This is a genomic window from Miniimonas arenae (genome assembly GCF_006351005.1).
GTDB lineage: Bacteria > Actinomycetota > Actinomycetes > Actinomycetales > Beutenbergiaceae > Miniimonas > Miniimonas arenae.
In genome coordinates this window covers 25305-48766 of the sequence record NZ_VENP01000008.1, presented here as the reverse complement: position 1 = coordinate 48766, position 23462 = coordinate 25305, and the positions used below count along the sequence as shown (strand labels likewise).

General features: G+C 73.8%; 24 protein-coding genes and 1 other RNA gene. 11 read left to right on the top strand and 14 right to left on the bottom strand.

What is annotated here, in order from left to right; genetic code table 11:
* Positions 1–58: 58 nt before the first annotated feature.
* A complete protein-coding gene (locus tag FH969_RS03780) occupies positions 59–796 on the bottom strand; it encodes an alpha/beta fold hydrolase (protein WP_234417572.1) in 738 nt (245 codons plus the stop codon).
* A 271-nt stretch (positions 797–1067) separates the two neighbouring features.
* Here FH969_RS03780 and FH969_RS03775 point away from each other — a divergent pair, with 271 nt between their 5' ends.
* The 3 genes from FH969_RS03775 to FH969_RS03760 are packed head-to-tail and all read left to right on the top strand — an operon-like array spanning position 1068 to position 4600.
* The gene (locus FH969_RS03775; RefSeq protein WP_246071688.1) at positions 1068–2603 is read left to right on the top strand and encodes a DUF6421 family protein; all 1536 of its coding nucleotides are present in this window, start codon (positions 1068–1070) and stop codon (positions 2601–2603) included.
* A gap of 40 nt (positions 2604–2643) precedes the next feature.
* Entirely contained in the window at positions 2644–3513 is an 870-nt protein-coding gene (locus FH969_RS15615) for an SDR family NAD(P)-dependent oxidoreductase (RefSeq protein ID WP_246071687.1), read from the top strand.
* A gap of 4 nt (positions 3514–3517) precedes the next feature.
* Entirely contained in the window at positions 3518–4600 is a 1083-nt protein-coding gene (locus FH969_RS03760) for a threonine aldolase family protein (protein ID WP_139986191.1), read from the top strand.
* A gap of 72 nt (positions 4601–4672) precedes the next feature.
* Here the strand turns inward: FH969_RS03760 and FH969_RS03755 are convergent, their stop codons facing one another.
* Complete coding sequence (locus FH969_RS03755) at positions 4673–7792, bottom strand: bifunctional [glutamine synthetase] adenylyltransferase/[glutamine synthetase]-adenylyl-L-tyrosine phosphorylase (protein ID WP_139986190.1); 3120 nt, start codon at positions 7790–7792, stop codon at positions 4673–4675.
* A 146-nt stretch (positions 7793–7938) separates the two neighbouring features.
* The gene (gene glnA / locus FH969_RS03750) at positions 7939–9276 is read right to left on the bottom strand and encodes a type I glutamate--ammonia ligase (RefSeq protein WP_139986189.1); all 1338 of its coding nucleotides are present in this window, start codon (positions 9274–9276) and stop codon (positions 7939–7941) included.
* A 132-nt stretch (positions 9277–9408) separates the two neighbouring features.
* Between glnA and panB the strand changes: the two genes are divergently transcribed.
* Positions 9409–10260, top strand: a complete 852-nt coding sequence (gene panB, locus FH969_RS03745; protein ID WP_139986188.1) for a 3-methyl-2-oxobutanoate hydroxymethyltransferase — start codon at positions 9409–9411, stop codon at positions 10258–10260.
* A 19-nt stretch (positions 10261–10279) separates the two neighbouring features.
* On the opposite strand, the gene FH969_RS03740 is transcribed toward panB, so the two are convergent.
* Positions 10280–10501 (bottom strand): hypothetical protein, encoded by a 222-nt coding sequence (locus FH969_RS03740; RefSeq protein WP_180359652.1) that lies wholly within the window; start codon positions 10499–10501, stop codon positions 10280–10282.
* A gap of 93 nt (positions 10502–10594) precedes the next feature.
* Here FH969_RS03740 and ppgK point away from each other — a divergent pair, with 93 nt between their 5' ends.
* The 6 genes from ppgK (at position 10595) to yaaA (ending at position 13760) form a co-directional block, all read left to right on the top strand.
* Positions 10595–11356, top strand: a complete 762-nt coding sequence (gene ppgK / locus FH969_RS03735; protein ID WP_139986187.1) for a polyphosphate--glucose phosphotransferase — start codon at positions 10595–10597, stop codon at positions 11354–11356.
* Positions 11357–11363: 7 nt separating this feature from the next.
* A complete protein-coding gene (locus tag FH969_RS03730; RefSeq protein ID WP_139986186.1) occupies positions 11364–11792 on the top strand; it encodes a hypothetical protein in 429 nt (142 codons plus the stop codon).
* Positions 11793–11861: 69 nt separating this feature from the next.
* On the top strand, positions 11862–12071 hold the full coding sequence (locus FH969_RS03725; RefSeq protein ID WP_139986185.1) for a CsbD family protein: 210 nt from the start codon (positions 11862–11864) through the stop codon (positions 12069–12071).
* A 200-nt stretch (positions 12072–12271) separates the two neighbouring features.
* Positions 12272–12574: a hypothetical protein gene (locus FH969_RS03720; RefSeq protein WP_139986184.1), complete on the top strand. Its 303-nt coding sequence runs from the start codon at positions 12272–12274 to the stop codon at positions 12572–12574.
* Between the two features lie 42 nt (positions 12575–12616).
* An RNA gene (gene rnpB, locus FH969_RS03715) (RNase P RNA component class A) lies at positions 12617–13006 on the top strand.
* Between the two features lie 22 nt (positions 13007–13028).
* The gene (yaaA, locus tag FH969_RS03710) at positions 13029–13760 is read left to right on the top strand and encodes a peroxide stress protein YaaA (protein ID WP_139986183.1); all 732 of its coding nucleotides are present in this window, start codon (positions 13029–13031) and stop codon (positions 13758–13760) included.
* 78 nt (positions 13761–13838) lie between these two features.
* Here the strand turns inward: yaaA and FH969_RS03705 are convergent, their stop codons facing one another.
* Together FH969_RS03705 and FH969_RS03700 are read right to left on the bottom strand one after the other, a co-directional pair.
* Entirely contained in the window at positions 13839–14573 is a 735-nt protein-coding gene (locus FH969_RS03705; protein WP_139986182.1) for a zinc ribbon domain-containing protein, read from the bottom strand.
* Positions 14570–15457 carry a Nif3-like dinuclear metal center hexameric protein gene (locus tag FH969_RS03700; protein WP_139986181.1) on the bottom strand — a complete coding sequence of 296 codons (888 nt, stop codon included), beginning with the start codon at positions 15455–15457 and terminating at the stop codon, positions 14570–14572. The genes FH969_RS03705 and FH969_RS03700 overlap by 4 nt, the downstream gene beginning before the upstream one ends.
* A gap of 147 nt (positions 15458–15604) precedes the next feature.
* Between FH969_RS03700 and FH969_RS03695 the strand changes: the two genes are divergently transcribed.
* Complete coding sequence (locus FH969_RS03695) at positions 15605–16276, top strand: VOC family protein (RefSeq protein ID WP_108719749.1); 672 nt, start codon at positions 15605–15607, stop codon at positions 16274–16276.
* Between the two features lie 67 nt (positions 16277–16343).
* On the opposite strand, the gene FH969_RS03690 is transcribed toward FH969_RS03695, so the two are convergent.
* The 8 genes from FH969_RS03690 to FH969_RS03655 all read right to left on the bottom strand — a co-directional run bounded on the left by FH969_RS03690 (position 16344) and on the right by FH969_RS03655 (position 23288).
* Complete coding sequence (locus FH969_RS03690) at positions 16344–16691, bottom strand: metal-sulfur cluster assembly factor (RefSeq protein ID WP_218975258.1); 348 nt, start codon at positions 16689–16691, stop codon at positions 16344–16346.
* 48 nt (positions 16692–16739) lie between these two features.
* Positions 16740–17228, bottom strand: a complete 489-nt coding sequence (sufU, locus tag FH969_RS03685) for a Fe-S cluster assembly sulfur transfer protein SufU (protein WP_139986179.1) — start codon at positions 17226–17228, stop codon at positions 16740–16742.
* On the bottom strand, positions 17225–18544 hold the full coding sequence (locus FH969_RS03680; RefSeq protein WP_139986178.1) for an aminotransferase class V-fold PLP-dependent enzyme: 1320 nt from the start codon (positions 18542–18544) through the stop codon (positions 17225–17227). Before FH969_RS03680 ends, sufU begins: the two co-directional genes overlap by 4 nt.
* Positions 18545–18579: 35 nt before the next feature.
* The gene (sufC, locus tag FH969_RS03675) at positions 18580–19338 is read right to left on the bottom strand and encodes a Fe-S cluster assembly ATPase SufC (protein ID WP_108719745.1); all 759 of its coding nucleotides are present in this window, start codon (positions 19336–19338) and stop codon (positions 18580–18582) included.
* 63 nt (positions 19339–19401) lie between these two features.
* The gene (locus FH969_RS03670; protein WP_108719744.1) at positions 19402–19755 is read right to left on the bottom strand and encodes a non-heme iron oxygenase ferredoxin subunit; all 354 of its coding nucleotides are present in this window, start codon (positions 19753–19755) and stop codon (positions 19402–19404) included.
* A gap of 7 nt (positions 19756–19762) precedes the next feature.
* Entirely contained in the window at positions 19763–20956 is a 1194-nt protein-coding gene (sufD, locus tag FH969_RS03665) for a Fe-S cluster assembly protein SufD (RefSeq protein ID WP_139986177.1), read from the bottom strand.
* On the bottom strand, positions 20956–22416 hold the full coding sequence (gene sufB / locus FH969_RS03660; protein WP_218975255.1) for a Fe-S cluster assembly protein SufB: 1461 nt from the start codon (positions 22414–22416) through the stop codon (positions 20956–20958). Before sufB ends, sufD begins: the two co-directional genes overlap by 1 nt.
* Complete coding sequence (locus FH969_RS03655; protein ID WP_218975254.1) at positions 22413–23288, bottom strand: helix-turn-helix transcriptional regulator; 876 nt, start codon at positions 23286–23288, stop codon at positions 22413–22415. The genes sufB and FH969_RS03655 overlap by 4 nt, the downstream gene beginning before the upstream one ends.
* Between the last annotated feature and the right edge of the window lie 174 nt (positions 23289–23462).

The window sequence follows — 23462 nt, the reverse complement described above, 5'->3', positions numbered from 1 at the left end:
ACGGCGAGGCAGCGGCCGGCAGCAACCGGCCGACGGACCAGTCACCGGCCGGGACGGGTCAGGCAGCCGCGCCCGCGCCGACCGACCCGAACGTCGGCAGCGCCGGCATCGCTGGCAGGGACGGCAGGGACGGCAGCGGCGGCACGGCGGCGCGGGCGGCCGCGGCCAGCTCGCCCACCGCGCGCAGCAGCCGGGAGTTGAAGGCCTCGGGCTGGTGCAGGTTGGCGTCGTGCCCCGCGCGGGGGATCACGATCCACCGGGCGCGGGGGTTGGCCCACCGGTAGAGCGGCGCGCCGACGCGCATCGGGTCACGGCTCCCGCTCACGAGCCACACCGGCAGCGCGGTGGTGCGCAGCACGCCGAGCGGGTCGCACGCCATGACCTCGCGCAGCACGTCGGTGACGACGTGCCACGTCCCGCCGCCGAGCCCGAACGCCCGCGTGACGTGGTGCGCGGCCATCCGGAAGGCGGGGACGAACGGGCGGTTCGGCGGCGTGGAGCACGCGACCGCCATGACGCCGGCGATCCGGTCGGCGTGCGTGCCCGCGTAGTGCAGCGCGGTGTACCCGCCGAGCGAGAGGCCGACCAGGAGCGGCGGCTCGGCGCACCGCGCCACGGCCTCGTCGAGGGCGTCGATCGCACCCGCCAGCGTGAAGCGCTCGTCCCGCCGCGCGCCGTGACCGGGCAGGTCGACGGCGATGCTCTCGATCCCCCGACGGCGCAGCGCGCGTTCCTGCGCGGCCCAGACCAGGGACGACGAACGCGTGCCGTGCACGAGCACGACGGGTGCGGGCATGGTGCTCCTCGCTGTGGCGGACGACCGGCTGTCACGGACGACCGGCCGTGACCGGGTCGTCCCGGTCGGCCGGGGACCCGATCGGCGCGGTCGGGTCCTCCCACGGTACGCGGGCTTCCTGGGAGGACGCCGGGCGGGTGACGCCCGAACGAGGAGACCCGGTGGAGAGATCGCCATGTTTCCGGCATGTGTCCACATGCTGGACGCCCTCGCTACGCTGACGGTTCCGCACCGCAGCCCGCGGTGCACGTCTTCGGATCGGAGGTGCCCCATGTCGCAGACGCCCGACCCACGTCCCGGCGCAGCCCAGTACGCAGCCCTCGAGGTGAACGTCACGTCCGTCATCGGTGAGCCCGAGGTCCTCGAGGACCGCCTCACCGCCGTGCGGGGCACCACCCCCGGTCCCGAGCCGGAGGTGCGCGACCTGCTCGCGCTCGCCCGCGACGTCGAGCACGACCCAGCCTGGCTCGAGCTCAAGGCCGCGGCCGGTGCGCTGCAGGAGCTGCAGGACAAGGACGGCTCGGTGCCCGCCCCCGCCGACCACGCGCGCGCCGCCGCCCTCGTCGAGACGGTGGCGCTCGCCGTCGAGCGTCTCGCCCCGCGCTTCCCGCACGACGGCGAGTATCTCGCCGCGCTGCCGGCGGACCTGCGGCGGTGGTCGGCCGAGGGCCTGGGGGTGCCGGACTTCCTCGACTCCCTCGTCGCGTTCGCCCCCGCCCCGCTCCGGGTGGACGGTCTGCGCCACCTCGTCGTGTTCCCGATGGTGACCCAGAACGGCTCGCCCGACCGGCACCTGGAGGCGCTGATCGTCGAGGGCATCTGGCCCGAGTCCGTGGCGGAGCTCGAGGCGAGCCACTACGACAACGCGCTGTTCGTCTCGCTGCGCCTGGTCGACTTCACCGCGGGGTACGCCACGAACTCGGCGGTGCTCTTCCCGGAGACCGTCGCGATGCGCGAGATCCCGCAGTTCACGTGGGGCGCGATCTTCCAGGACCGCGAGGCGGCGCGGTTCCGCCGCGTGGTCACGGCCGCGGCGGAGATCACCCGGCTCGACGTGCCGGACGACCTCGCGATCCTCCTGGCGGACCAGCACGAGGCCGAGCACGTCTTCGTGATGTGGGACCTCATCCACGACCGCACGCACATGCGCGGCGACCTGCCGTTCGACCCGTTCATGATCAAGCAGCGCATGCCGTACTTCCTCTACTCCCTCGAGGAGCTGCGCTGTGACCTCACCGCGTTCCGCGAGGCCGTCGCGATCGAGGAGCGGGTGCAGGCCCGGTTGGTGGCGGGTGAGGACCTCACCGAGGTCGAGCTGTGCGCCGGGCGGCACGCGCGCGGTGTGCAGTACGCGGTGGTACTCGACCGGATCTTCCGCTTCGCGCTCACCGGCTCGCGGGTGCGCAACTACGACGGCCTCGGCGGCCAGCTGCTGTTCGCGTGGCTGCACCAGCGGCACGTCGTGGAGTGGACCGACGTCACGCTGCGGATCGACTGGCAGGACGCGCGCGACGCCGTCATCGCCCTGGGCGACGCGATCGAGGAGCTCTACTGGACCTCGATCGACCGCCCGAAGGTCGTGCACTGGCTCGCCGCGTACGACCTGGTCCGCGGCGTGCTCGCGCCGCACCCGGCCTCGGTGTGGGCCGCCGGCCTGCCGCGCGAGGTGCTCGCGGGCCCGCCGAAGGGATACACCGACGCCGTGCTCGACGACGAGTTCCCCCTCTCGATGTTCCACGAGGCGCTCGGGCGCAAGCTGCGGCCGGTCATCGACGCGTGCGTCGGGATCACCGGGACGGACGGGTGAGCGGCGCGTGGGCCGGCCGTGACGCGACCATGACCAGACTGTGACCACCGACGCCAAAGACGCCGCCGGCACCACCGCCGCCGGCGTTGCCGGCGTCGCCGGCCGGACCGTGCTGCTCGCGGGAGCGGGCAGCACGGCCGGCCGGGCGGTCGCCCGCGCGCTCCTGGACGCGGGCGCCCGGGTCGCCCTCGTCTCCCGCTCGGCACCACCCGCGCCCGACGGCGCAGCCTCCTACGCGTGCGACCTCACCGACACCGCCGCGGTCGACGCCCTGGTGCCGCGCGTGCACGCCGTGCTCGGCCCGGTGGACGGCGTGCTGCCGCTCGTCGGCGGCTGGCGCGGCGGCGGGGGCGTCGCCGGCCAGACCGAGGAGGTCTACCGGGCGCTGGAGCCGGCGTTCACGGCGCTGCGCCTGACCACGACGGCGTTCTGGCCCGACCTGCTCGCCTCGCCCGCGGGTCGCGTCGCCCTCGTCTCCTCGACCTCGGTGGCGCGACCCACGGCGGGCAGCGCCGCGTACACCGCGCTCAAGGCGGCTGCCGAGTCGTGGGTCGCCTCGCTCACGCACGGCTTCGCGCACGTGCCCGCCGGCCCCGGCGGACCCGCGCCGTCCGCCGGCTCGACCGGCGGCGCACCGTCGGGCGGCGCACCGTCGGGCGGCGCACCGTCGGGCGACGCACCGTCGGGCGGCGCACCGTCGGGCGGCGCACCGTCGGGCGGCGCACCGTCGGGCGGCGCACCGGCGCAGTCCGCGCCGCCCCGCGGCGCGGCCGTCATCTTCCGCGTGCGCGCCCTGGCGGGCCTGGAGGAGGAGCTGGCCCGCGCCGTCGTGCAGCTGTGGGCCGTGTCCGCGTCCGAGGTGAACGGGAGCGTCGTGGACCTGGGCACGGACGCGGCCCGGGGAGAATAGGGGCGTGAACCCCCGCCACGACCTCGACCTGCGCACGTTCGCCTCCGACAACTACTCGGGCCTGCACCCGGAGGTGCTCGCCGCTCTCGCCGCGGCGAACGAGGGGCACCAGGTCGCCTACGGCGGTGACGCCTACACCGAGCGGCTGGACGACGTGGTGCGCGGCCACTTCGGCCCGACGGCGAGCGCCTGGCCGGTCTTCAACGGCACCGGCGCGAACGTCGTCGCGCTGCAGGCGATGCTGCCGCGCTGGGGCGCCGTGGTGTGCGCGTCGACGGCGCACATCGTCGTCGACGAGGGCGGCGCACCCGAGCGGATGGGCTCCCTCAAGCTGCTGCCCGTGCCGACCCCGGACGGCAAGCTCACGCCCGAGCTCGTGGACCGCGAGGCGTGGGGCTGGGGCGACGAGCACCGCGCACAGCCGCTCGTCGTGTCGATCACCCAGACCTCCGAGCTCGGCACGTGCTACACGCCGGACGAGATCCGTGCGCTCGCCGACGACGCGCACGAGCGCGGGATGCGCCTGCACGTCGACGGCGCGCGCCTGGCCAACGCGGGCGCGACGCTCGGCACGGGGCTGGCGGCGTTCACCACGGACGCGGGTGTCGACGTCGTGAGTCTGGGCGGGACGAAGAACGGCGCGCTCGCGGCCGAGGCGGTCGTGGTGATCGACCCCGACGCGCTGGTCGGCGGGATCGCCGCGATGCCGTTCGTGCGCAAGCTCTCGATGCAGCTCGCGAGCAAGATGCGGTTCGTCTCGGCGCAGCTGCTCGCGCTCTACGACGGCGACCTGTGGCTGCGCAACGCGAGCCACGCGAACGCGATGGCGCAGCGGCTGCGCGCCGGGCTGGAGGCGGGGATCGCTACGGGCGAGCTGCCCGGGCTCGGCCTCACGCAGCCGACCCAGGCCAACGCCGTGTTCGCGACGCTGCCGCCCGCGGTGGCCGACCGGGTGCGCGCCCGGTACCGGTTCTACGACTGGGACGCCGCAGCGGGCGAGGTGCGCTGGATGTGCGCGTTCGACACCCGGCCCGAGGACGTCGACGCGTTCCTGGTGGCGGTCCGCGAGGAGCTCGCCACCCCCTGACCCCTCCCCGTCTCCGAGGGCTTCTTTTCGTATCGCGGAGGGCTTCTTTCCATATCGCGGAGTGGGTGACCCTCAGCGCCGCCCGGGCCCCGGCCGCGCGGGCGCCGTCCGCACCGGCACCGCCTGGCCGTAGAAGATCCGCTCGACCACGGCGCGGGCGCGCCGCGCCGTGCGCAGGTAGTCCTCCTCGAGCTGGCCGCCCGCGGCCGGCCCGTACCCCAGCAGCTGCGCCGCGGCGGCGAGCTCGCGCCGCTCCGACGGCAGCACGTCCAACTTCGGCCCGGTCGTGCGGCCCGTGGCGAGCACGAGCGCGTCGCGGGTGCGCACGCCGAGACGCCAGGCGCGCTGCAGCAGCTCGGCATCGGCGGCGGAGACCACCCCGGCCTCGGCGCCGGACCGGAGGGCCTCCAGCGTGCGCGGCGTGCGCATCCCCGGCACCTCGTGCGCGTGCAGCAGCTGCAGGTACTGCACGGTCCACTCGACGTCGGCGATGCCACCGCGGCCGAGCTTGAGGTGCCGGTTCGGCGGCACGCCGCGGGGCAGCCGCTCGTTCTCCACCCGCGCCTTGATCCGTCGGAACTCGCGCAGCTCGTGGTCGTCCAGCCCGCCGCCGGCGTAACGGACCGGGTCGATCAGCGCCACGAAGCGCTGCGCGAGGGCGTCGTCGCCGGCGACCGGGCGCGCGCGCAGCAGCGCCTGCCGCTCCCAGCCCGCCGACCAGCGCCCGTAGTACTCCTCGTACGCGGCGAACGAGCGCGCGAGCGGACCGTTGCGCCCCTCGGGCCGCAGCGACGCGTCCACCTCCAGCGCGGGCTCCGGACCGGTCTGACCGAGCAGGTGCCCGATCCGCTGCGCCACCGCGAGCGCGTAGGTCTGCGCCTTCTGCGGGTCGGCGCCGGGAACGGGGTCGTGCACGAACATGACGTCCGCGTCGGAGGCGTAGCCGAGCTCCTGCCCGCCGAGCCGGCCCATCGCGACGACGAGCATCGCCGTCGGCGCCTCGGCGTACCCCTGCTCGGCGCCCACCTCGGCGGCGGCGATCCGCAGCGCCCCGCGCAGCGCGGCGTCCGCGGCCCACGAGATGCCGGGGGTGATGTCCAGCTCCAGGTGCGTGAGCACGTCCGACACGGCCGTGCGGGCCAGCTCCCGACGCCGCAGGTAGCGCACGTGCGTCGCGGCGGCCTGGGAGTCCTCGAGCGAGCGACGCCGCAGCACCGCGTCCATCTCCGCCTCGAGCGCCTCGGGTCCGTGCGGCGCGAGGTCGCCGTCCTCCGCGAGCCACTTCACCGCGTCCGGGGACCGCCGCAAGTGCTCCGCGGCGTAGCGCGAGGACGACAGCACCTGCGCGAGGTTGTGCGCGGCTACGCCGGAGTCGCGCAGCAGCTTGAGGTACCAGGGCGTCGCGCCCATCTCCTCCGAGAGGGTGCGGAACGCCAGCAGCCCGCCGTCGGGGTCGGGCCCCTCGGTGAACCAGCCGAGCATCACCGGCAGCAGCTGACGCTGGATCGCCGAGCGGCGCGAGACGCCCTCGGTGAGCGCGGCGATGTGCTGGAGTGCGGCGTCCGGCGCCCGGTAGCCGAGCGCGGCCAGGCGCGCCCGGGCGGCCTCGGGCGCGAGCGAGGCGTCCGCCGCAGACAGCTGCGCGGTGGCGGGCAGCAGCGGACGGTAGAAGAGCTCCTCGTGCAGGCGCCGCACGTCGCGACGGGTGTGCCGCCAGCGCACGAGCAGCTCGGCCACGACGTCGCTCTCCTCGTCCGGCACGATCCGCATCGAGCGACCCAGCCGGGCCAGGTCGCGCTCGTCGGTCGGCACGAGGTGGGTGCGTCGCAGCCGGTAGAGCTGGATGCGGTGCTCCATGAGGCGCAGGAAGCGGTAGCAGACCCCGAGGCGCGCGGCGTCCGCGCGCCCGACGAACCCCTCCTGCGCGAGCGCCGACAGCGCCGCGAGCGTGTTGCGGTGCCGGATGCCGGGCGCGAGGCGGCCGTGCACGAGCTGAAGCAGCTGCACGGTGAACTCGACGTCGCGCAGCCCGCCGGTGCCGAGCTTGAGCTGGCGGTCGGCCTCCTTGCGCGGGATGTGCTGCTCGACGCGACGCCGCATCGCCTGCGCGTCCTCCACGAAGTGCTCGCGCTGCACCGCGGTCCACACCATCGGCTGCAGCGCCTCGAGGTAGGCGTCCCCGAGCGCGCGGTCGCCCGCGACGCACCGGGCCTTGAGCAGCGCCTGGAACTCCCAGGTCTTCGCCCACCGCTCGTAGTAGGCGACGTGGCTGGCCAGCGTCCGCACGAGCGGGCCCTGCTTGCCCTCGGGCCGCAGGGCCGCGTCGACCTCCCACAGCGCCGGCTCCCGGCTGGGACCCGAGCACGCCCGCGCCGTGCCGGACGCGAGGCGCGTGGCGATCCGCAGCGCGCGGTCCTCCGCCACGACGGGCTCGCCGTCCTGGCCGAGCACGGGCTCGGCCACGAAGATGACGTCGACGTCGGAGATGTAGTTGAGCTCGCGGCCGCCCGTCTTGCCCATCCCGAACACCGCGAGCCGCACGAGCTCGGAGTCGGCGACCTCCGCGCGGGAGACGGCCAGCGCCGCCTCGAGCGCCGCCGCGGCGAGGTCGGCGAGCGCCGCCGCGACGCCGGGCAGCGTGGACAGCGGGTCGGGGCGGGTGAGGTCGGACGCGGCGATCCGCAGCAGCTGCTGGCGGTAGGCCCGCCGCATCGCGTCCGTGGGCCGCTCCACGTCCGCGGCCGATCCCGCGACCGGGACCTCGGCGTCGGGGTCGGCCCCGACCGCGCGCAGCAGCGTGGCACGCACGTCCTGCGCCGCCTCGGCGAGGATCCCGGGGCCGGTCTCCCCCGTCACGAGCGCGACGTCGTCCGGGTGCGCCGCGAGCGTGTCGCCCAGGGCGGCGGACGCGCCGACGACGGCGAGCAGCCGCTGCGCCGGTTCGCCCGCCTCGCGCAGCACCTCGCGCACGTGGGCGCGCTGGGCCGGCGTCGACGACTCGAGGATCCGCACGAGCGCGAGCAGCGCGAGGTCCGGGTCCGCCGTCGCGCCGACCGCCTCGAGGAGGTCGCCCTCACCGTCGGGCCCGGCCACCTCCTGCACGACGGGGTCGGCGAGCAGGGACTCGGCACGACACACCTCGCGGAAGCCGAGCCGGATCAGGCGCGTGGACGTCGAGGCCTGTCGGGTCACGGACCCACCTCCTCCGGTCGCAGTGCGGGTCGCAGCGCGAGTCGAGCCGTCGTTGCCTGCGCGGGTCGAGCCGTCGTGGCCGGCGCGAGTCGCCGGCGCGGCCGACCCGCGAGCATCGGTCCTGGCCGCAGCGTCGTCGCCGGCGCTCAGAGCGCGCGCAAGAGCTTGGCGATCTCGTACGGCGTCACCTGGGCGCGGTACTCCACCCACTCGCGGCGCTTGTTGCGCAGGAAGACCTCGAACACGCTCTCGCCGAGCGTCTCGGCGAGGAGCTCGGAGCGCTCCATGGTGTCGAGGGCGTCCTGGAGGTTGTTCGGCAGCGGCGCGATCCCCAGGGCCCGACGCTCGGCGTCGGTGAGGTCCCAGACGTTGTCCTCGGCCTCCTCGGGCAGCTCGTAGTCCTCCTGGATGCCCTTGAGGCCCGCCGCGAGGAGCACGGCGTACGCGAGGTACGGGTTGGCCGCGGAGTCCAGCGCGCGGTACTCCACCCGGGCGGACTGCCCCTTGCCCGGCTTGTACATCGGCACGCGGATGAGGGCGGAACGGTTGTTGTGCCCCCAGCACACGTAGCTCGGCGCCTCGCCGCCGCCCCACAGGCGCTTGTAGGAGTTGACGAACTGGTTCGTCACGGCCGTGATCTCCGCGGAGTGGCGCAGCATGCCCGCGATGAACTTGCGCGCCGTGTTGGACAGCTCGTACTGCCCCGCGGGGTCGTAGAACGCGTTCGAGTCGCCCTCGAAGAGCGACAGGTGGGTGTGCATGCCCGAGCCGGGCTGTCCCGACAGCGGCTTCGGCATGAAGGACGCCATGATGCCCTGGTCGAGCGCGACCTCCTTGACCACGGTGCGGAAGGTCATGATGTTGTCGGCCGTGGACAGGGCGTCCGCGTAGCGCAGGTCGATCTCGTTCTGCCCCGGGCCGCCCTCGTGGTGGGAGTACTCCACCGAGATGCCCATCGACTCCAGCAGGCCGATCGTCGCGCGGCGGAAGTCGTGCCCCGTGCCACGGGCGACGTGGTCGAAGTACCCGGCGTCGTCCACCGGCACGAGCGGACCCTCGGCGCTCTCCGGGGTGTGGAAGAGGTAGAACTCCACCTCGGGGTGCGTGTAGTAGGAGAAGCCGAGGTCGGCCGCCTTGGCGAGGTTGCGCTTGAGCACGTTGCGCGAGTCCGCGGCGGCCGGCTCGCCGTCGGGCGTGAGGATGTCGCAGAACATCCGCGCCGTGCCGCGGTGGTCGCCGCGCCACGGCAGCACCTGGAACGTGGCGGGGTCGGGGCGCGCGAGCATGTCGGACTCCGACACGCGCGAGAGGCCCTCGATGGCGCTGCCGTCGAACCCGATCCCCTCGGCGAACGCGCTCTCCAGCTCGGCCGGGGCGATCGCCACCGACTTGAGCATCCCGAGCACGTCCGTGAACCACAGGCGGATGAAGCGGATGTCGCGCTCCTCGATCGCTCGGAGCACGTACTCCTGCTGCTTGTCCATCGCTCTCCCTCGCCGACCGTCGGTTCGTTCCTATCATGGCGGAACCGGGAGCGAACCCGGGCGCAACCCCGACTAGTCACGGCGCCGGGCGCGGCGAACAGCGCGGCGGACGGCGCGACTAGGCTGGCAGCCATGCCCGGCAGCCCCTCGGCGGCGGCAGCGCCGTCGCCCTCCCCCGCCAGCACCCGCCCCGTCCGCGTGCCCGACCTGCGGGCGCTCAAGGAGCGCGGCGAGCGCCTCGTGATGCTCACCGCCTACGACGGCGTGACCGCCCGGATCTTCGACGAGCAGGGCGTGGATCTGCTGCTCGTCGGCGACTCCATCGGCGACAACATGCTCGGTCACCGCAACACGATCCCCGTCACGGTCGACGAGATGGTGGTGGCCACCCGCTCGGTGGCGCGGGCCACGAAGCGCGCGCTCGTCGTCGCCGACCTGCCGTTCGGCTCCTACGAGGCCTCACCGGCGCAGGCGCACGCCACGTCGGTTCGCCTGCTCAAGGAGGGCGGCGCGAACGCCGTCAAGCTCGAGGGCGGCCGGCACGTGACCGAGCAGGTCCGGCTCCTCACCCGCAGCGGCATCCCCGTCGTGGGGCACCTGGGCCTCACGCCGCAGGCCGAGAACATCCTCGGCGGCAAGCGGGTGCAGGGTCGCGGCGAGGACGCGGCCGACGCGCTGCTCGCCGACGCCGTCGCGCTGGCCGACGCGGGCGCCGTCGCCCTCGTGCTCGAGATGGTCCCCGCGCCGCTGGCCGCCCGCGTCACGGCGCGCCTGGCGATCCCCACGATCGGGATCGGCGCGGGCGCCGGCTGCGACGGCCAGGTGCTCGTCTGGCTCGACATGGCCGGCATGGCGGACTGGGCGCCGCGCTTCTCACGGCGCTTCGGCGAGGTGGGCGCCGCGCTGGCCGAGGCGACCCGCGCCTACGGTGCCGCGGTGCGCAACGGCTCGTTCCCCGGGCCCGAGCACACGTACGGCGAGTAGGCGAGCTCGCCGTCGGGCCCTACTCGTCCGACCCGGCCCAGCGCCGGTCCTCGGCGTCCCACGACTGCGACCGCTTGCGCGCGGTCTCGAGCGCCGCAGACGCCTCGGCGGCGGTGCGGTAGGGACCCATGCGCTGTGTCCAGGGGGACACCAGGCCCTTCTCGACCTCGCCAGACGTGAGGTTGTAGTAGTAGCCGTTCTCGGTCAGGTCCGCGTCGTCGCGGGGTGCGTCCTGGGTCATCGATCCTCCTAGACTTCCCATACTCGCACGACGGCGTCGCTGTCGTCATGCCCGCACACCGCTCGGTCAGGAACCCACAGGAGGGCCCGTCCCATGTCCAAGAAGCAGTCGCTCGCCTTCGGCATCGACATCGGAGGGTCGGGCATCAAGGGCGCGCCCGTGAACCTGCACTCCGGCGAGTTCGCCAAGGACCGGCTCCGGATCGAGACCCCGCAGCCCTCGACGCCCGAGGCCGTCGCGCGCGTGCTCGGGGAGCTGGTGGGCTCGTTCGACCTGCCCAGGAACGCGCCGATCGGCCTCACGTTCCCCGCCATCATCAAGCGCGGCGTCGCGTACTCCGCGGCGAACGTGGACAAGTCCTGGATCGGCACGGACGTCGCCGAGGTGGCGCGCGAGGCCACCGGGCACCCGACGCTCGTCGCGAACGACGCCGACGCCGCCGGCTTCGCGGAGGTCGCCTACGGCGCCGCCAAGGACGTCAAGGGCCTCGTGCTCGTCGTGACGCTGGGTACCGGGATCGGCACCGCGATGATCTACGACGGCGTGCTCGTGCCGAACGCCGAGCTCGGCCACCTCGAGGTCGACGGCCACGACGCCGAGACGCAGGCCTCCTCCGGCGTCCGCGAGCGCGAGGGCTGGACGTTCGAGGAGTGGGCGCCCCGCCTGCAGCGGTACTTCTCCCACCTGGAGTTCCTGTTCTCCCCCGACCTGTTCGTGGTGGGCGGCGGCGTGAGCAAGAAGCACAGCCAGTTCCTGCCGCTGCTGGACCTGCAGACCCGCATCGTGCCGGCCAAGCTGCGCAACGCGGCGGGCATCGTGGGCGCGGCCGCGCTCGCCGCGCGGTCCGCGTCGTAGCGCGGCCGTGACGAGCGACGGCGCGCAGCCCGACCTCGCAGGCGGCGCGCAGCCCGACCTCGCAGGCGGCGCGCAGCCCGACGGCGAGCAGCACCTCGCCGCCTGGCGTGCGGCCTACGCGCTGGAGCAGTGGTACTTCCTCGCGCGCGGCTACGGCGACCAGGTAACGCCGTTCGCGCTGGAGCAGGACGGTCGCGGCTTCATCTGCGTGTTCACGACGCCGCAGGCCGCGTCGGACTTCGGCGTCGCCTCGGGCCTGGACGAGGCCGAGGCGGGGCGGCTGCTCGCGATCCCGCCCGGGGACGCGACCGAGTACCTGCTGGAGTTCGTGGCGGACGGGGTGCACGCCGTCGCCCTCGATCCGGGGACGCAGGACGAGGCCGTGCTGCTCGCGGCGCTGCCGCACGTACGCCAGCTCGTCCAGGACCAGGGCTGAACCTGAACCGGGCTTTACATCCGCCAGGGCAGGCGCATACCGTGGGTCGTCCCGACGGAAGGAGACCCCATGGGTATCGATGACAAGTTCGAGGCCAAGGCCCAGGACGCGAGCGGCAACGTCAAGGAGACCGTCGGCAAGGCGACCGACGACGAGCAGCTCGAGGCCGAGGGCAAGTCCGATCAGCTCAAGGCGTCCCTCAAGGAGGCCGGCGAGGACATCAAGGACGCCGCGTCGAACGTGGCGGACAAGGTGAAGAACGCCTTCGACAAGCACTGATCCTCGCCTACGACCCGGTGCCCCGGTCGCCCCAGCGGCGACCGGGGCACTCGTGCGTCCGGGCGGGTCTGCCGGGGCGGCCGTGACGGTGCGCCCGCGGCTCGGCCGGAGCCCGCCGTGGGCAGGTATCACGAGCCGGGCCGCCGTCTCCCCTTCGGATAACCGGGCGCATCCGGCGCCGGGACCCGAGGGAGGCAGTCGTGACCACCACGTCCACACCCAGCCGTCGCCGCCGGGTCCGCGCCGCCGCGGCGTCCGACGGAGTCCAACCGCCCGTCTTCTCACCCCGGACCCGCACGCTCGTCTACGTCGTGGGGCTCGCCGTCACCGTCGGGTCGGTCCTCGTGATGACCCTCGCCGGGGTCTGGTTCCCGGACGTCGCGGACAAGCTCATCGCGACCGCTGGCGGCATCGGCACCGCGTTCGGGGCACTCGCCTCGGCAATGGGGGTCGCCTACCGCCCGGCGAGCCTCGTGATCAGCGAGGCGAAGGCGGAGGACTGACGTCCGCTCGCCGTCGGGCGCTGGCCTACACTCGGGTGCGGATGAGCCGGCCAGGCGGCCGCGTCCCCCGATCGCCTCGGCGTGCGGGGGCCGAGGAACGTCCGGGCTCCACAGGGCAGGGTGGTGGGTAACGCCCACCCGGGGTGACCCGCGGGACAGTGCCACAGAGAACAGACCGCCCGTCGCGCCCCTCGGGGCACGACGAGTAAGGGTGAAACGGTGAGGTAAGAGCTCACCAGCGCACCGGGTGACCGGTGCGGCTCGGTAAACCCCACCCGGAGCAAGGCCAGACAGGGAGCGAGCTGCCCGCTCGATGCTCCCGGGTAGGCCGCTGGAGGCGTGCGGCGACGTACGCCCGAGATGGATGGTCGCCACCCGCCGTCGGGCGACCGACGGCGGGGACAGAACCCGGCGTACCGGCCGGCTCATCCCCCGGCCCGACTAGACTCTCGGGGTGCTCCTGGTCCTCCCGCCCTCGCGTGGCCAGACCCCCGGACCCGACGGCGCATCTCCCCTCGACCTCGACGCGCTCACCCTGCCCTCGCTGGCCCCGTCGCGGCGCGCCCTCCTCGACGCGCTCGCGGGCGGTCGGCACGACGTCGCGAGCTCCCCCACGGCCCCCGCCGCGGCCGTCCTCACCGGGGTCCTCTTCGCCGCCGCCGAGCTTCCGGTGCTGCTGCGCTCGCGCGGTGCGGCGGCTGCCCGGACCCGCGAGAGCGTCCTCGTCGCGTCGCCGCTGCTCGGCGTCGTGCGCCCCCAGGACCGGGTGCCGGCCAGCCGGCTCGCCATGGGCACGGTCCCGGGGATCGGTGGCCTCGGCCCGTACTGGCGCCCGCACCTCGAGGCGGCGCTCGCGCCGCTCGCCGCCGGTCGGCTCGTGGTCGACGCGCGGTCCTCGGAGTTCCTGCCGCTGTGGCGCCCGCCGCTGGACGCGACGTGGGTCGCGGTCAAGGTGGAGCAGCAGGCCGCGGACGGGGCACGGCGCGTCGTGAGCCACTTCGCCAAGCACTGGCGCGGCGTGCTCACCCACCACCTGCTCACGCGGCGTGGCGCCGAGCCGGACGACGCCCGCTCCCTCGTGCGCGCCGCACGGGGGCTGGTCGCCTCGGGTGCGGTGCTCGCCGTCGAGCACGACGGCGCAGCTCGCCCCGGTCAGCCCTCGATCCTCACGCTTGTCGTCGCCTGAGCCGCCGGCGCGCCGTCGGAGCGGCGCCCGAGCACCCCAGCGCATGCTCAGGCCGGCGAACCGGCGAGCGGTGCGGGCTCAGTCGTCCAGCCGGACGAGGATGTAGCCGTCCTCCTCGGAGCGCACCACCTCGTCCGCGCCGGCGGACCTGATCGCCGAGACTTCCGAGAGGGACAGGTCCAGCCGCAGCGGCTCGGTCGTCGAGCCGCGCAGCCCCAGCACCGCGAGGCCGGAGTTCTGCTTCCGGACCTTCTCGTAGAGAGCGAGCAGCCCGGCGTCGATCCCCTCGACGGCGACCGCGCGTCGCCCGGCGATCTCGTCGTGCTGCCGGTCCAGCTCGGCCAGCGCGGCGTCGCGCTCGGCGGTGGTGCGCTCGACGTCGGCGCGCAGCGCCTCGGCCTGCGCGTCCACGGCGGCCAGCGCGCTCTCGGCGGACTCGAGCCGCTCCATCACCTCGATCTCGACGTCCTCGAGAACGCTCTGACGCCGGGCCAGCGCCTCGAGCTCGGCGATCACGGCGACCGAGTCCTTCGCCCCGAACTGCCCGGCGTCGAGCCTGGCCTGGTCGCGCGTGCGTCGCGTGCGCACCTGCTCGACGTCGCCCTCGGCCTTCGCGACCTCGCGGCGCAGGTCCTTCACCTCGGTCTCGGCCAGGAGGCGGGACCGGCTCAGGTCACCCGCGCGGGCGTCGAGCTCGGCGAGCGCGGCGATCGAGGGGTGGGACCGGCGGGCGTGCGCGAGCTTGGCGAGCTGCGTGTCGAGCGCCTGGACGTCCAGGAGCCGGCGCTGGTCGAGTCGGGGGGCAGTGGTCACGCGGGCCTCTCAGGTCGATCGGTCGCCTCGGCCGCCGCGGTGGCGGCCGGATCGGCGCCCACGGACGCGGCCCAGGCATCGGTGCGGGCCGTGCTGACGTGGACCTCCAACCTAGCGCCCCGCGCCTCGGCATCCGCCCGCAGCTGGTCGGCGAGGCCGGGCAGCCACACCCACTCGCTCGCCCAGTGGGCGGCGTCGAGCAGGTACGGCTTCTCGGCGTGCGCGCGGAAGTCCGTGGCCGGGTGGTGGCGCAGGTCGGCGGTGAGGTAGACGTCGACACCGGCCTCGCGCGCCGCTGACAGGAACGAGTCGCCGCTGCCGCCGCACACCGCCACCGTCCGCACGAGCGCGTCGCGGTCCCCCGCGATCCGCACGCCCTGCGCCGTGGCGGGCAGCGCCGCCGCAACCCGGCGCGCGAAGGCGTCCAGCGTCAGCGGCTCGGCGAGCTCGCCCACCCGCCCGGTGCCGGAGCCCGGCAGCGCCGCGGGGTGCGTCGCCGGCACCAGCGGTCGGAGGGTCGCGGGATCGAGCCCGACGGCGAGCGCCAGCGCCTCGGACACCCCACCCGGGGCGTCGTCGGCGTTCGTGTGGGCCGCGTACAGCGCGCAGCCCCCGCGGACGAGGCCGGTGAGCACGCGACCCTTCGCGGTCGTCTCCGCGATCGTCGTGACCCCGCGCAGCAGCAGCGGGTGGTGGACGAGCAGCAGGTCGGCGTCGAGCTCGACGGCCTCGGCCGCGGTGAGCTCGGTGGCCTCGACGGCGAGCAGGACGCGGTGCACCTCATGCGCCGGGTCGCCGACGAGGAGGCCGACGGCGTCCCACTCGGCCGCCGTCGACGGCGGGTAGCGGTCCTCGAGGTCGGACAGGAGATCGCTGAGCAGCACGCTGCGAGCCTACGACGGCGTGGCCTGCGCAGGGCGGCATCGGCACAGCTGGCCTGGGCGAGCGACCGACCGGCGAGTACCGTGACGCACGCGCGGCGTCCTCGCTCGTCCGGGCGGAGGCAGCGGATCGCGCTCGAGGGAGCTCCCATGGACGGCGCGACGAACGGTTCGGACCGGATCTCCGCCGTCGAGTTCCACCGGCGCGACGGCGTGGCGGACTGGCGAGTCACCGGCACCGGTCCGCAGGCCGTGTTCCGCGCCACGTCCCTCGTCCACGCGGCGGGCCTCGTGGGTCCGATCGTCGCGGCAGCCGAGCGGTCGGGCGTGCGTCCCGACATCGACGTGCGGCCCGAAGGGGTCGTCGTACGGATCCCGTCCGGCGATGAGAACACGATCGCGGCGGCCGTGGTCGAGTTCGCTGCCGCGGTCTCGCGGGCGGCCGCCGAGCTCGACCTCGCGCCGGATCCGGCGCGGGTCCAGACGATCAACGTGTACGTGGCCCAGCACTCCGGCGCCGACTCACGGCCGTTCTTCCAGGCCGCGCTCGGCTACGACCCGCTGGGCGACACCGACGCCGTCGACCCGCTGCGCTGCGGTCCCCAGCTGGCGTTCAACCCGATCACCGGCGACGCGCCCGGCCGGGGGCGGACTCATCTCGACGTGTTCGTGCCCGCCGACCAGGCGCAGGCGCGCGTGGCGGCGGCACTCGCCGCCGGTGGCCGGATGGCCGATGACTCCTACGCGCCCGCGTGGTGGTCGCTGGCGTCCCCGGAGAACCACGGGGTCGACATCGCGGGGTGGCCCGACACGTCGGAGTGACTCGCCGGCACGAGCCGACCGCTCGTCAGGGAACGCGCGCAAGCGAACGCGCGTCGGGCTCCGCGCCTCAGACGTTGAAACCGATGGCCCGCAGCTGCTCGCGGCCGGACTCGGTGATCTTGTCCGGGCCCCACGGCGGCATCCACACCCAGTTGATCCGCAGTGCGGTGAGCAGGCCGTCGACGGCCTGGGCCGCCTGGTCCTCGATCACGTCCGTGAGCGGACACGCCGCGGAGGTGAGCGTCATGTCCACGGTCGCGGACCCGTCGGGGTCGATGACCACGCCGTAGATCAGCCCGAGGTCCACGACGTTGATGCCGAGCTCGGGGTCGATGACGTCGCGCAGCGCCTCCTCGACGTCGGCGACGTTCGGCACGGTGACGGGCGCTGCGGGCGGGGCCGGCGCAGCGGCCACGTTCTGGTTGGTGCTGGTACTGGACTCGGTGGTCACGGGACTGTCCTCCTACGCGGTGGGGCCGGTGAGGGCCTTGGCGACGGCGTCGCGCAGGGCCATCCAGCCCAGCAGCGCGCACTTGATCCGGGCGGGGAAACGGGCGACGCCGACGAACACCGCGGCGTCCCCCAGAGTCTCCTCCTGCTCCAGCGGCAGCGGGGCGCCGCGGTTGCTCATGAGCGCGCGGAAGGTCTCCGACAGCGCGTCGGCGTCGCGCACCGAGCCCTTCTCCACGAGGTCGGTCAGGACGGACAGCGACGCGCGCGAGATCGAGCAGCCGACCCCGTCCCACGAGACGTGCTCGATGACGGGCGATCCGCCGTCGGGCGCGTCCGCGAGCTGCACGCGCAGCCTCACCTCGTCGCCGCACGTGGGGTTCACCTGGAACGACTCCCCCACCATTGCGGCGCCCGGGTCGGCGTCGAGGAGGCCCTCGCCATGCCGCTCGCGCGCGTGGTCGAGGATGACCTGCTGGTAGAGCTGCTCGAGACCGCTCATGACGTGGCCAGGCCGAAGTAGGCGCGCACGCCCGCGAGCGCGTCGAGGAACACGTCGAGCTCCGCGGTCGTGGTCGCGACGCCCACCGAGGCGCGCGTCGAGGACGCGACGCCGAGCCGCCGGTGGATGGGCTGGGCGCAGTGGTGACCGACGCGCACGGCCACGCCGGCCGCGTCGAGCACCTGGCCGACGTCGTGCGGGTGCACGCCGTCGACCTCGAAGGCCACGACGCCGAGCCGGTCAACCGCCTGCGTCGGCCCGAGCACCCGCACGTGCGGCACCTGGGCGATCCCGGCGAGCAGGTGCGCGGTGAGCTCCTGCTCGTGCGCGGCGACGGCGTCCATCCCCAGGTCGGAGAGGAACTGGGCCGCGGCGCGCAGGCCGACGGTCTGCGCCACCATCTGGGTGCCCGCCTCGAACCGCTGCGGCGGTGGCAGGTAGGTGGCCTCGGTCATCGTCACGACCTCGACCATCGAGCCGCCGGTCGTCACGGGCGGCAGCGCCTCGAGCAGCGCACGCCGCCCGTACAGCACGCCGATCCCGGTCGGGCCGAGCATCTTGTGGCCGGAGAACGCCGCGAAGTCGACGTCGAGCGCGTGCAGGTCGACCCCGAGGTGCGGCACCGACTGGCACGCGTCGAGCACGACGAGGGCCCCGACGGCGTGCGCGCGGTCCACGACGGCGGCGACGTCGGTCACGGCACCGGTCACGTTCGACGCGTGCGTCACGGCAACGAGCCGGGTGCGCTCGCCCACGACGGTCTCGAGCGCGCCGACGTCGAGCCGGCCCTCGTCGGTCGCGGGCAGCGGCCGGATCACGGCGCCGGTGCGGGCGGCGAGCTCCTGCCACGGCACGAGGTTGGCGTGGTGCTCCAGCTCGGAGACCACGATCTCGTCCCCCGACGCGAGCGCGAACCGCTGCGCGGCGACCCCGCCCCGCCCTGCCGTCGCGTTCGACATGGCGTACGCGACGAGGTTGATCGCCGCCGTCGCGTTGGACGTCCAGACGATCTCGTCGTCGTCGGCCCCCACGAAGTCGGCGACGACGCGGCGCGCGTCCTCGAACAGCTCGGTGGCCTCAGCCGCCAGGGTGTGCGCTCCACGGTGCACCGCGGCGTTGGCGGTGAGATAGAAGTCCTGCTCGGCGTCGATGACGCACTCGGGCTTCTGCGACGTCGCCCCCCAGTCGAGGTAGACGAGGTCGTGGCCGTTCACCTGCCGGGTGAGCAGCGGGAAGTCGGCGCGCACGCGCGCGAGCTCAGCCGCGCGCTCGCGCGCGGACGTCGCGACGTCGGGGTTCGCCGTCGTGGTCGTCATGTCGTCTCCTTCCCGCTGATCGAGGCTCGGTCGCCTCAGAGCGCCGAGGCGAGGAAGCGGTCGTAGCCCTCCTCCTCGAGGCGCTCGGCGAGCTCCGGGCCACCCTCCTCGGCCACCCGGCCGTTGACGAACACGTGCACGAAGTCGGGGTGGATGTAGCGCAGGATGCGCGTGTAGTGGGTGATGAGCAGCACGCCAACCTCGCTGGAGCCCTTGAGGCGGTTGACGCCCTCGGACACGATGCGCAGCGCGTCGACGTCGAGGCCGGAGTCGGTCTCGTCGAGCACGGCGAAGGCGGGTCGCAGCAGCTCCATCTGGAGGATCTCGTGGCGCTTCTTCTCACCGCCGGAGAAGCCCTCGTTGACGTTGCGCTGCGCGAACTCGGGGTCCATCCGCAGCTTGTCCATCGCGGTCTTGACCTCACCGGTCCACGTGCGCAGCGCGGGCGCCTTACCGTCGATCGCCGTCTTCGCGGTGCGCAGGAAGTTCGCGACCGTGACGCCCGGCACCTCGACGGGGTACTGCATCGCGAGGAAGAGCCCCGCGCGGGCGCGCTCGTCGACGCTCATGTCGAGCACGTTCTCGCCGTCGAGCAGGATCTCGCCGTCGGTGACCTGGTACTTCGGGTGACCGGCGATGGAGTAGGCGAGCGTGGACTTGCCGGAGCCGTTCGGGCCCATGATCGCGTGGGTCTCACCGCTGTTCACGGTGAGGTCGACGCCGCGCAGGATCGGCTTGGGGCCGTCGTTCGTCTCGACGCTGACGTGCAGGTTCTTGATCTCGAGGGTGGCCATGGCCTTCTCTCTCAGGTGCGGTGGGTTCGGGAGGTCTCGGGTCGACCGGGCGCGTGCGGCCGGTCAGGTGCGGACGGGCGAGTCGACGTCCACGAGGACGATCTCGCCGTCGATGGTGACGGGGTAGGTCGTGACGGGCTGGCTCGCCGGCGGGCCGAGCGGCCGCCCGGTCGTGACGTCGAACCGGGAGCCGTGCTTCCAGCACTCGACGCTGCACACGCCGCGCTCGGTGAGGACGTCGCCGTCGCCCAGCGACGCGCGCCCGTGCGAGCACTCGTCGTCCAGGGCGTACACCGAGCCGTCCTGCGCGCGCACGAGCGCCAGGAGCAGGTCGGACCCGTCGGCGGCGGTGACCGAGACGGTCATCGCGCTGCCGGGGGCGAGGTCGTCGAGGAACGCCGCGCTCTGCGCCGTCACGGGGTGCTCACAGGCCGGTCTCCTCGAGCTCGTGCTCGATCGCCTCGACGAGGCGCTGCTCGACGGCGGGCACGCGGATCTGCTGGATGAGCTCGGCGAAGAAGCCGCGCACCACGAGCCGGCGTGCGGTCTCCTCGGGGATGCCGCGCGCGCGCAGGTAGAAGAGCTGCTCGTCGTCGAAGCGTCCGGTCGCGCTCGCGTGACCGGCGCCCTCGATCTCACCCGTCTCGATCTCGAGGTTCGGCACCGAGTCGGCGCGGGCGCCCTCGGTGAGCACGAGGTTGCGGTTGAGCTCGTAGGTGTCGGTGCCCTCGGCCTCCTTGCGGATCAGCACGTCGCCGATCCACACGCTGCGCGCCCCGGCTCCCTGGAGCGCACCCTTGTAGGTGACCCGCGAGCGGCACCGCGGCGCCGCGTGGTCCACGAACAGCTGGTGCTCGAGGTGCTGACCGGAGTCGGCGAAGTAGAGCCCGAAGAGCTCCACGTCCCCGCCCTCGGCCGCGAACGCCGCGGAGGTGTTGAGACGCACCGCGGTGCCGCCGAGGCTGACCACGGTGCCGCGCAGCCGCGCGTCCCGGCCCAGCCGCGCCACGACCTCGCCCGCGTGCACCGCGCCGGCGTCCCAGCGCTGGAGCAGCACGAGGTCGAGGTGGGCGTTGGCGGCGATGTCGACCGAGATGAACTCGGAGTACGTCGCCGTGCCGACACGGTCGATGACGAGCGTGACCTGCGCGCCCTCGCCGACCTCGACGAGGAGGTGACCGCGCACGTCGTCGCCGCGCCCGGTCAGGGTGATCTCGACGGGCTCGGTGACCTCGGCGTTGCGGGCCACGGCCAGGCGCATCGCGCCGCCGGAGTGCCGGACGGCGAGCGCGCTCGCGCGGTCGCCGGGGGCGCGCACCGAGCGCTCACGCGCCGTCTGCGCGTCGACCTCGTCCAGCGTCACGCCGTCGGGCAGCGTCGGCACGGTCCACTCGAGGTGACCGTCCGCGGCGACGTCGCGCAGCACGGGCGCGAGGTGGTCGACGGGCGAGAACCGCCACTCCTCCTCCGAGCCGGTGATCTCGCCGAACGCCTCGACGTCGAACGTCGCCAGGCGAGCGGCGCGCGACGCCTCGGGAACGGCCGGGCCGCCGTGGGTGTGCGAGGCGTCGGCCGTGGCGCGCGTGTGGTCGGTGGACATGACATCGGTGGTCGTCATCAGCCGACGGCCCCTTCCATCTGCAGCTCGATGAGGCGGTTGAGCTCGAGGGCGTACTCCATCGGGAGATCGCGCGCGATGGGCTCGACGAACCCGCGCACGATCATCGCCATGGCCTCGGTCTCCTCCATGCCCCGGGACATGAGGTAGAACAGCTGGTCCTCGCTCACCTTGGACACCGTCGCCTCGTGACCCATGTGCACGTCGTCCACGCGGACGTCGACGTACGGGTAGGTGTCCGAGCGGGACTCGGTGTCGACCAGCAGCGCGTCGCACAGCACGTTCGACTTGCTCGCCTCGGCGCCCTCGAGCACCTGGACCAGTCCGCGGTAGGACGCGCGGCCGCCGCCGCGGGCCACCGACTTCGACACGATCGAGGACGACGTGTGCGGCGCCATGTGCACCATCTTCGAGCCGGTGTCCTGGTGCTGGTCGGTGCCGGCGAACGCGATCGAGAGCGTCTCGCCACGGGCATGCTCGCCCATGAGGTAGACGGCCGGGTACTTCATCGTCACCTTGGACCCGATGTTGCCGTCGATCCACTCCATGGTGGCGCCCTGCTCGGCCGTCGCGCGCTTGGTCACGAGGTTGTACACGTTGTTCGACCAGTTCTGGATCGTCGTGTAGCGCACCCGCGCGTCCTTCTTCACGATGATCTCCACCACGGCGGAGTGCAGCGAGTCGCTGGAGTAGATCGGCGCGGTGCAGCCCTCGACGTAGTGCACGTAGGAGCCCTCGTCGGCGATGATCAGCGTCCGCTCGAACTGGCCCATGTTCTCGGTGTTGATCCGGAAGTAGGCCTGGAGCGGGATCTCGACGTGCACGCCCTTGGGGACGTAGACGAACGAGCCGCCCGACCACACTGCGGTGTTGAGCGCGGCGAACTTGTTGTCCCCGGTCGGGATCACCGAGCCGAAGTACTCCTCGAAGATCTCCGGGTGCTCACGCAGGCCCGTGTCGGTGTCGAGGAAGATCACGCCCTGCTTCTCGAGCTCGGCGTTGATCTGGTGGTAGACGACCTCGGACTCGTACTGCGCGGCGACCCCGGCGACGAGGCGCTGCTTCTCCGCCTCGGGGATGCCGAGCCGGTCGTACGTGTTCTTGATGTCCTCGGGCAGCTCGTCCCAGGAGGCGGCCTGCTTCTCGGTGGAGCGCACGAAGTACTTGATGTTGTCGAAGTCGATGCCCGACAGGTCGGCACCCCACTGCGGCATCGGCTTGCGCCCGAACAGCGTGAGGCCGCGCAGACGGCGCTGCAGCATCCACTCCGGTTCGTTCTTGAGCCGCGAGATCTCGCGGACCACGTCCTCGTTCAGGCCGCGGCGCGCGGTGGCGCCGGCGACGTCCCGGTCGTGCCAGCCGTAGCCGTAGTTGCCGATCGACGCGATCGTCTCTTCCTGGGTCATCGGCTGGGCGGTGCCGTTCGGCACGATGCCCACGTCCGTGGTCGGAGTCGTCATGCGGTTCCTTCCTCGTGGTGGCTGGTGCGCGACTGCGCCGGTCGGGGCGTCGCGGAGTGGGTGGTGGGGGCGGACGTGTCCGGGGTCGGCGCCTCCGGGGCCGCGCGGGTGGCAACCGTCGGCACGGGGATCGCCGTCGTGCAGGCGTGCCCGCCCGCGGCGATCGTGGCCAGGCGCTGCACGTGCACGCCGAGCAGCCGCGCGATGAGGCGGGTCTCGGCGTCGCAGAGCTCGGGGAACTCGGCCGCGGCCGTCCGCACCGGGCAGTGACCCTGGCACAGCTGCAGCAGCGTGAGGCCGCCGCGCGAGGTCGACCGGGTCGACGCGGCGTAGCCGTCCGCGGACATCGCGTCCGCGAGCGCGGCGGCTCGGGCGGCGACGTCGGGACCGGCGGCCTCGACGACGGGGCGGTAGGCGCGCTCGATCTCGACGAGCCGCTCCTGCGCGAAGGACGCGACGCCGTCGCGCCCGAGGTGCGCCGCGATGTGGGCCAGCGCCTGCGCGGCGAGCGCGCCGGAGCCGTCGGGCAGGTGCAGCTGTGCGGCCGCCGTCGCGACGTACTCGCGCGGCGGGCGTCCGCGCCCGCGTGGCACGTTCCCGACGGCGGGACGCTCGGCGATCTCGCCGGCCGCCACGAGCGCGGTGAGGTGACGGCGGACGCCTGCGGGGGTGAGGTCGACGATCGCCGCGATCCCCGCGGCGTCGATCGGGCCGTGCTCGACGACGAGCGTGCGCACGCGGTCGCGCGTACCGGCGTCGTCTGCTTCGGGGTGCGTCGCCGCGTCGGTCAGCGCGCCGCGGGTGACCACACCGTGCGGGCCGGCACCGGTCGTGGTGAGCGGGAGCGGGGACGCCGCACGAGGTGAGGACACGACGACCACCTCCAGCGACGACGGGCACGACGGGGCCGTGCAAACTCCCGGACTTTGGTAACAGTGTCATGCGGTAAATCCATTCCCGCTAGCAAGGCCAGCCTCACCACACCGCAGGCTGAGGCGGGTCACGTGCGCCGGTCGCGCCGCACAGGTCGCCGAACGCCGCGGCGC

Coding starts and splice junctions, on each gene's coding strand:
- FH969_RS03695 (WP_108719749.1), top strand. CDS start 15,605: ATGGACGGCGCGACGAACGGTTCGGACCGGATCTCCGCCGTCGAGTTC.
- panB (WP_139986188.1), top strand. CDS start 9,409: ATGCCCGGCAGCCCCTCGGCGGCGGCAGCGCCGTCGCCCTCCCCCGCC.
- sufB (WP_218975255.1), bottom strand. CDS start 22,416: ATGACGACTCCGACCACGGACGTGGGCATCGTGCCGAACGGCACCGCC.
- FH969_RS03775 (WP_246071688.1), top strand. CDS start 1,068: ATGTCGCAGACGCCCGACCCACGTCCCGGCGCAGCCCAGTACGCAGCC.
- sufC (WP_108719745.1), bottom strand. CDS start 19,338: ATGGCCACCCTCGAGATCAAGAACCTGCACGTCAGCGTCGAGACGAAC.
- FH969_RS03740 (WP_180359652.1), bottom strand. CDS start 10,501: ATGACCCAGGACGCACCCCGCGACGACGCGGACCTGACCGAGAACGGC.
- sufU (WP_139986179.1), bottom strand. CDS start 17,228: ATGAGCGGTCTCGAGCAGCTCTACCAGCAGGTCATCCTCGACCACGCG.
- sufD (WP_139986177.1), bottom strand. CDS start 20,956: ATGACGACCACCGATGTCATGTCCACCGACCACACGCGCGCCACGGCC.
- FH969_RS03725 (WP_139986185.1), top strand. CDS start 11,862: ATGGGTATCGATGACAAGTTCGAGGCCAAGGCCCAGGACGCGAGCGGC.
- FH969_RS03680 (WP_139986178.1), bottom strand. CDS start 18,544: ATGACGACCACGACGGCGAACCCCGACGTCGCGACGTCCGCGCGCGAG.
- FH969_RS03780 (WP_234417572.1), bottom strand. CDS start 796: ATGCCCGCACCCGTCGTGCTCGTGCACGGCACGCGTTCGTCGTCCCTG.
- glnA (WP_139986189.1), bottom strand. CDS start 9,276: ATGGACAAGCAGCAGGAGTACGTGCTCCGAGCGATCGAGGAGCGCGAC.
- ppgK (WP_139986187.1), top strand. CDS start 10,595: ATGTCCAAGAAGCAGTCGCTCGCCTTCGGCATCGACATCGGAGGGTCG.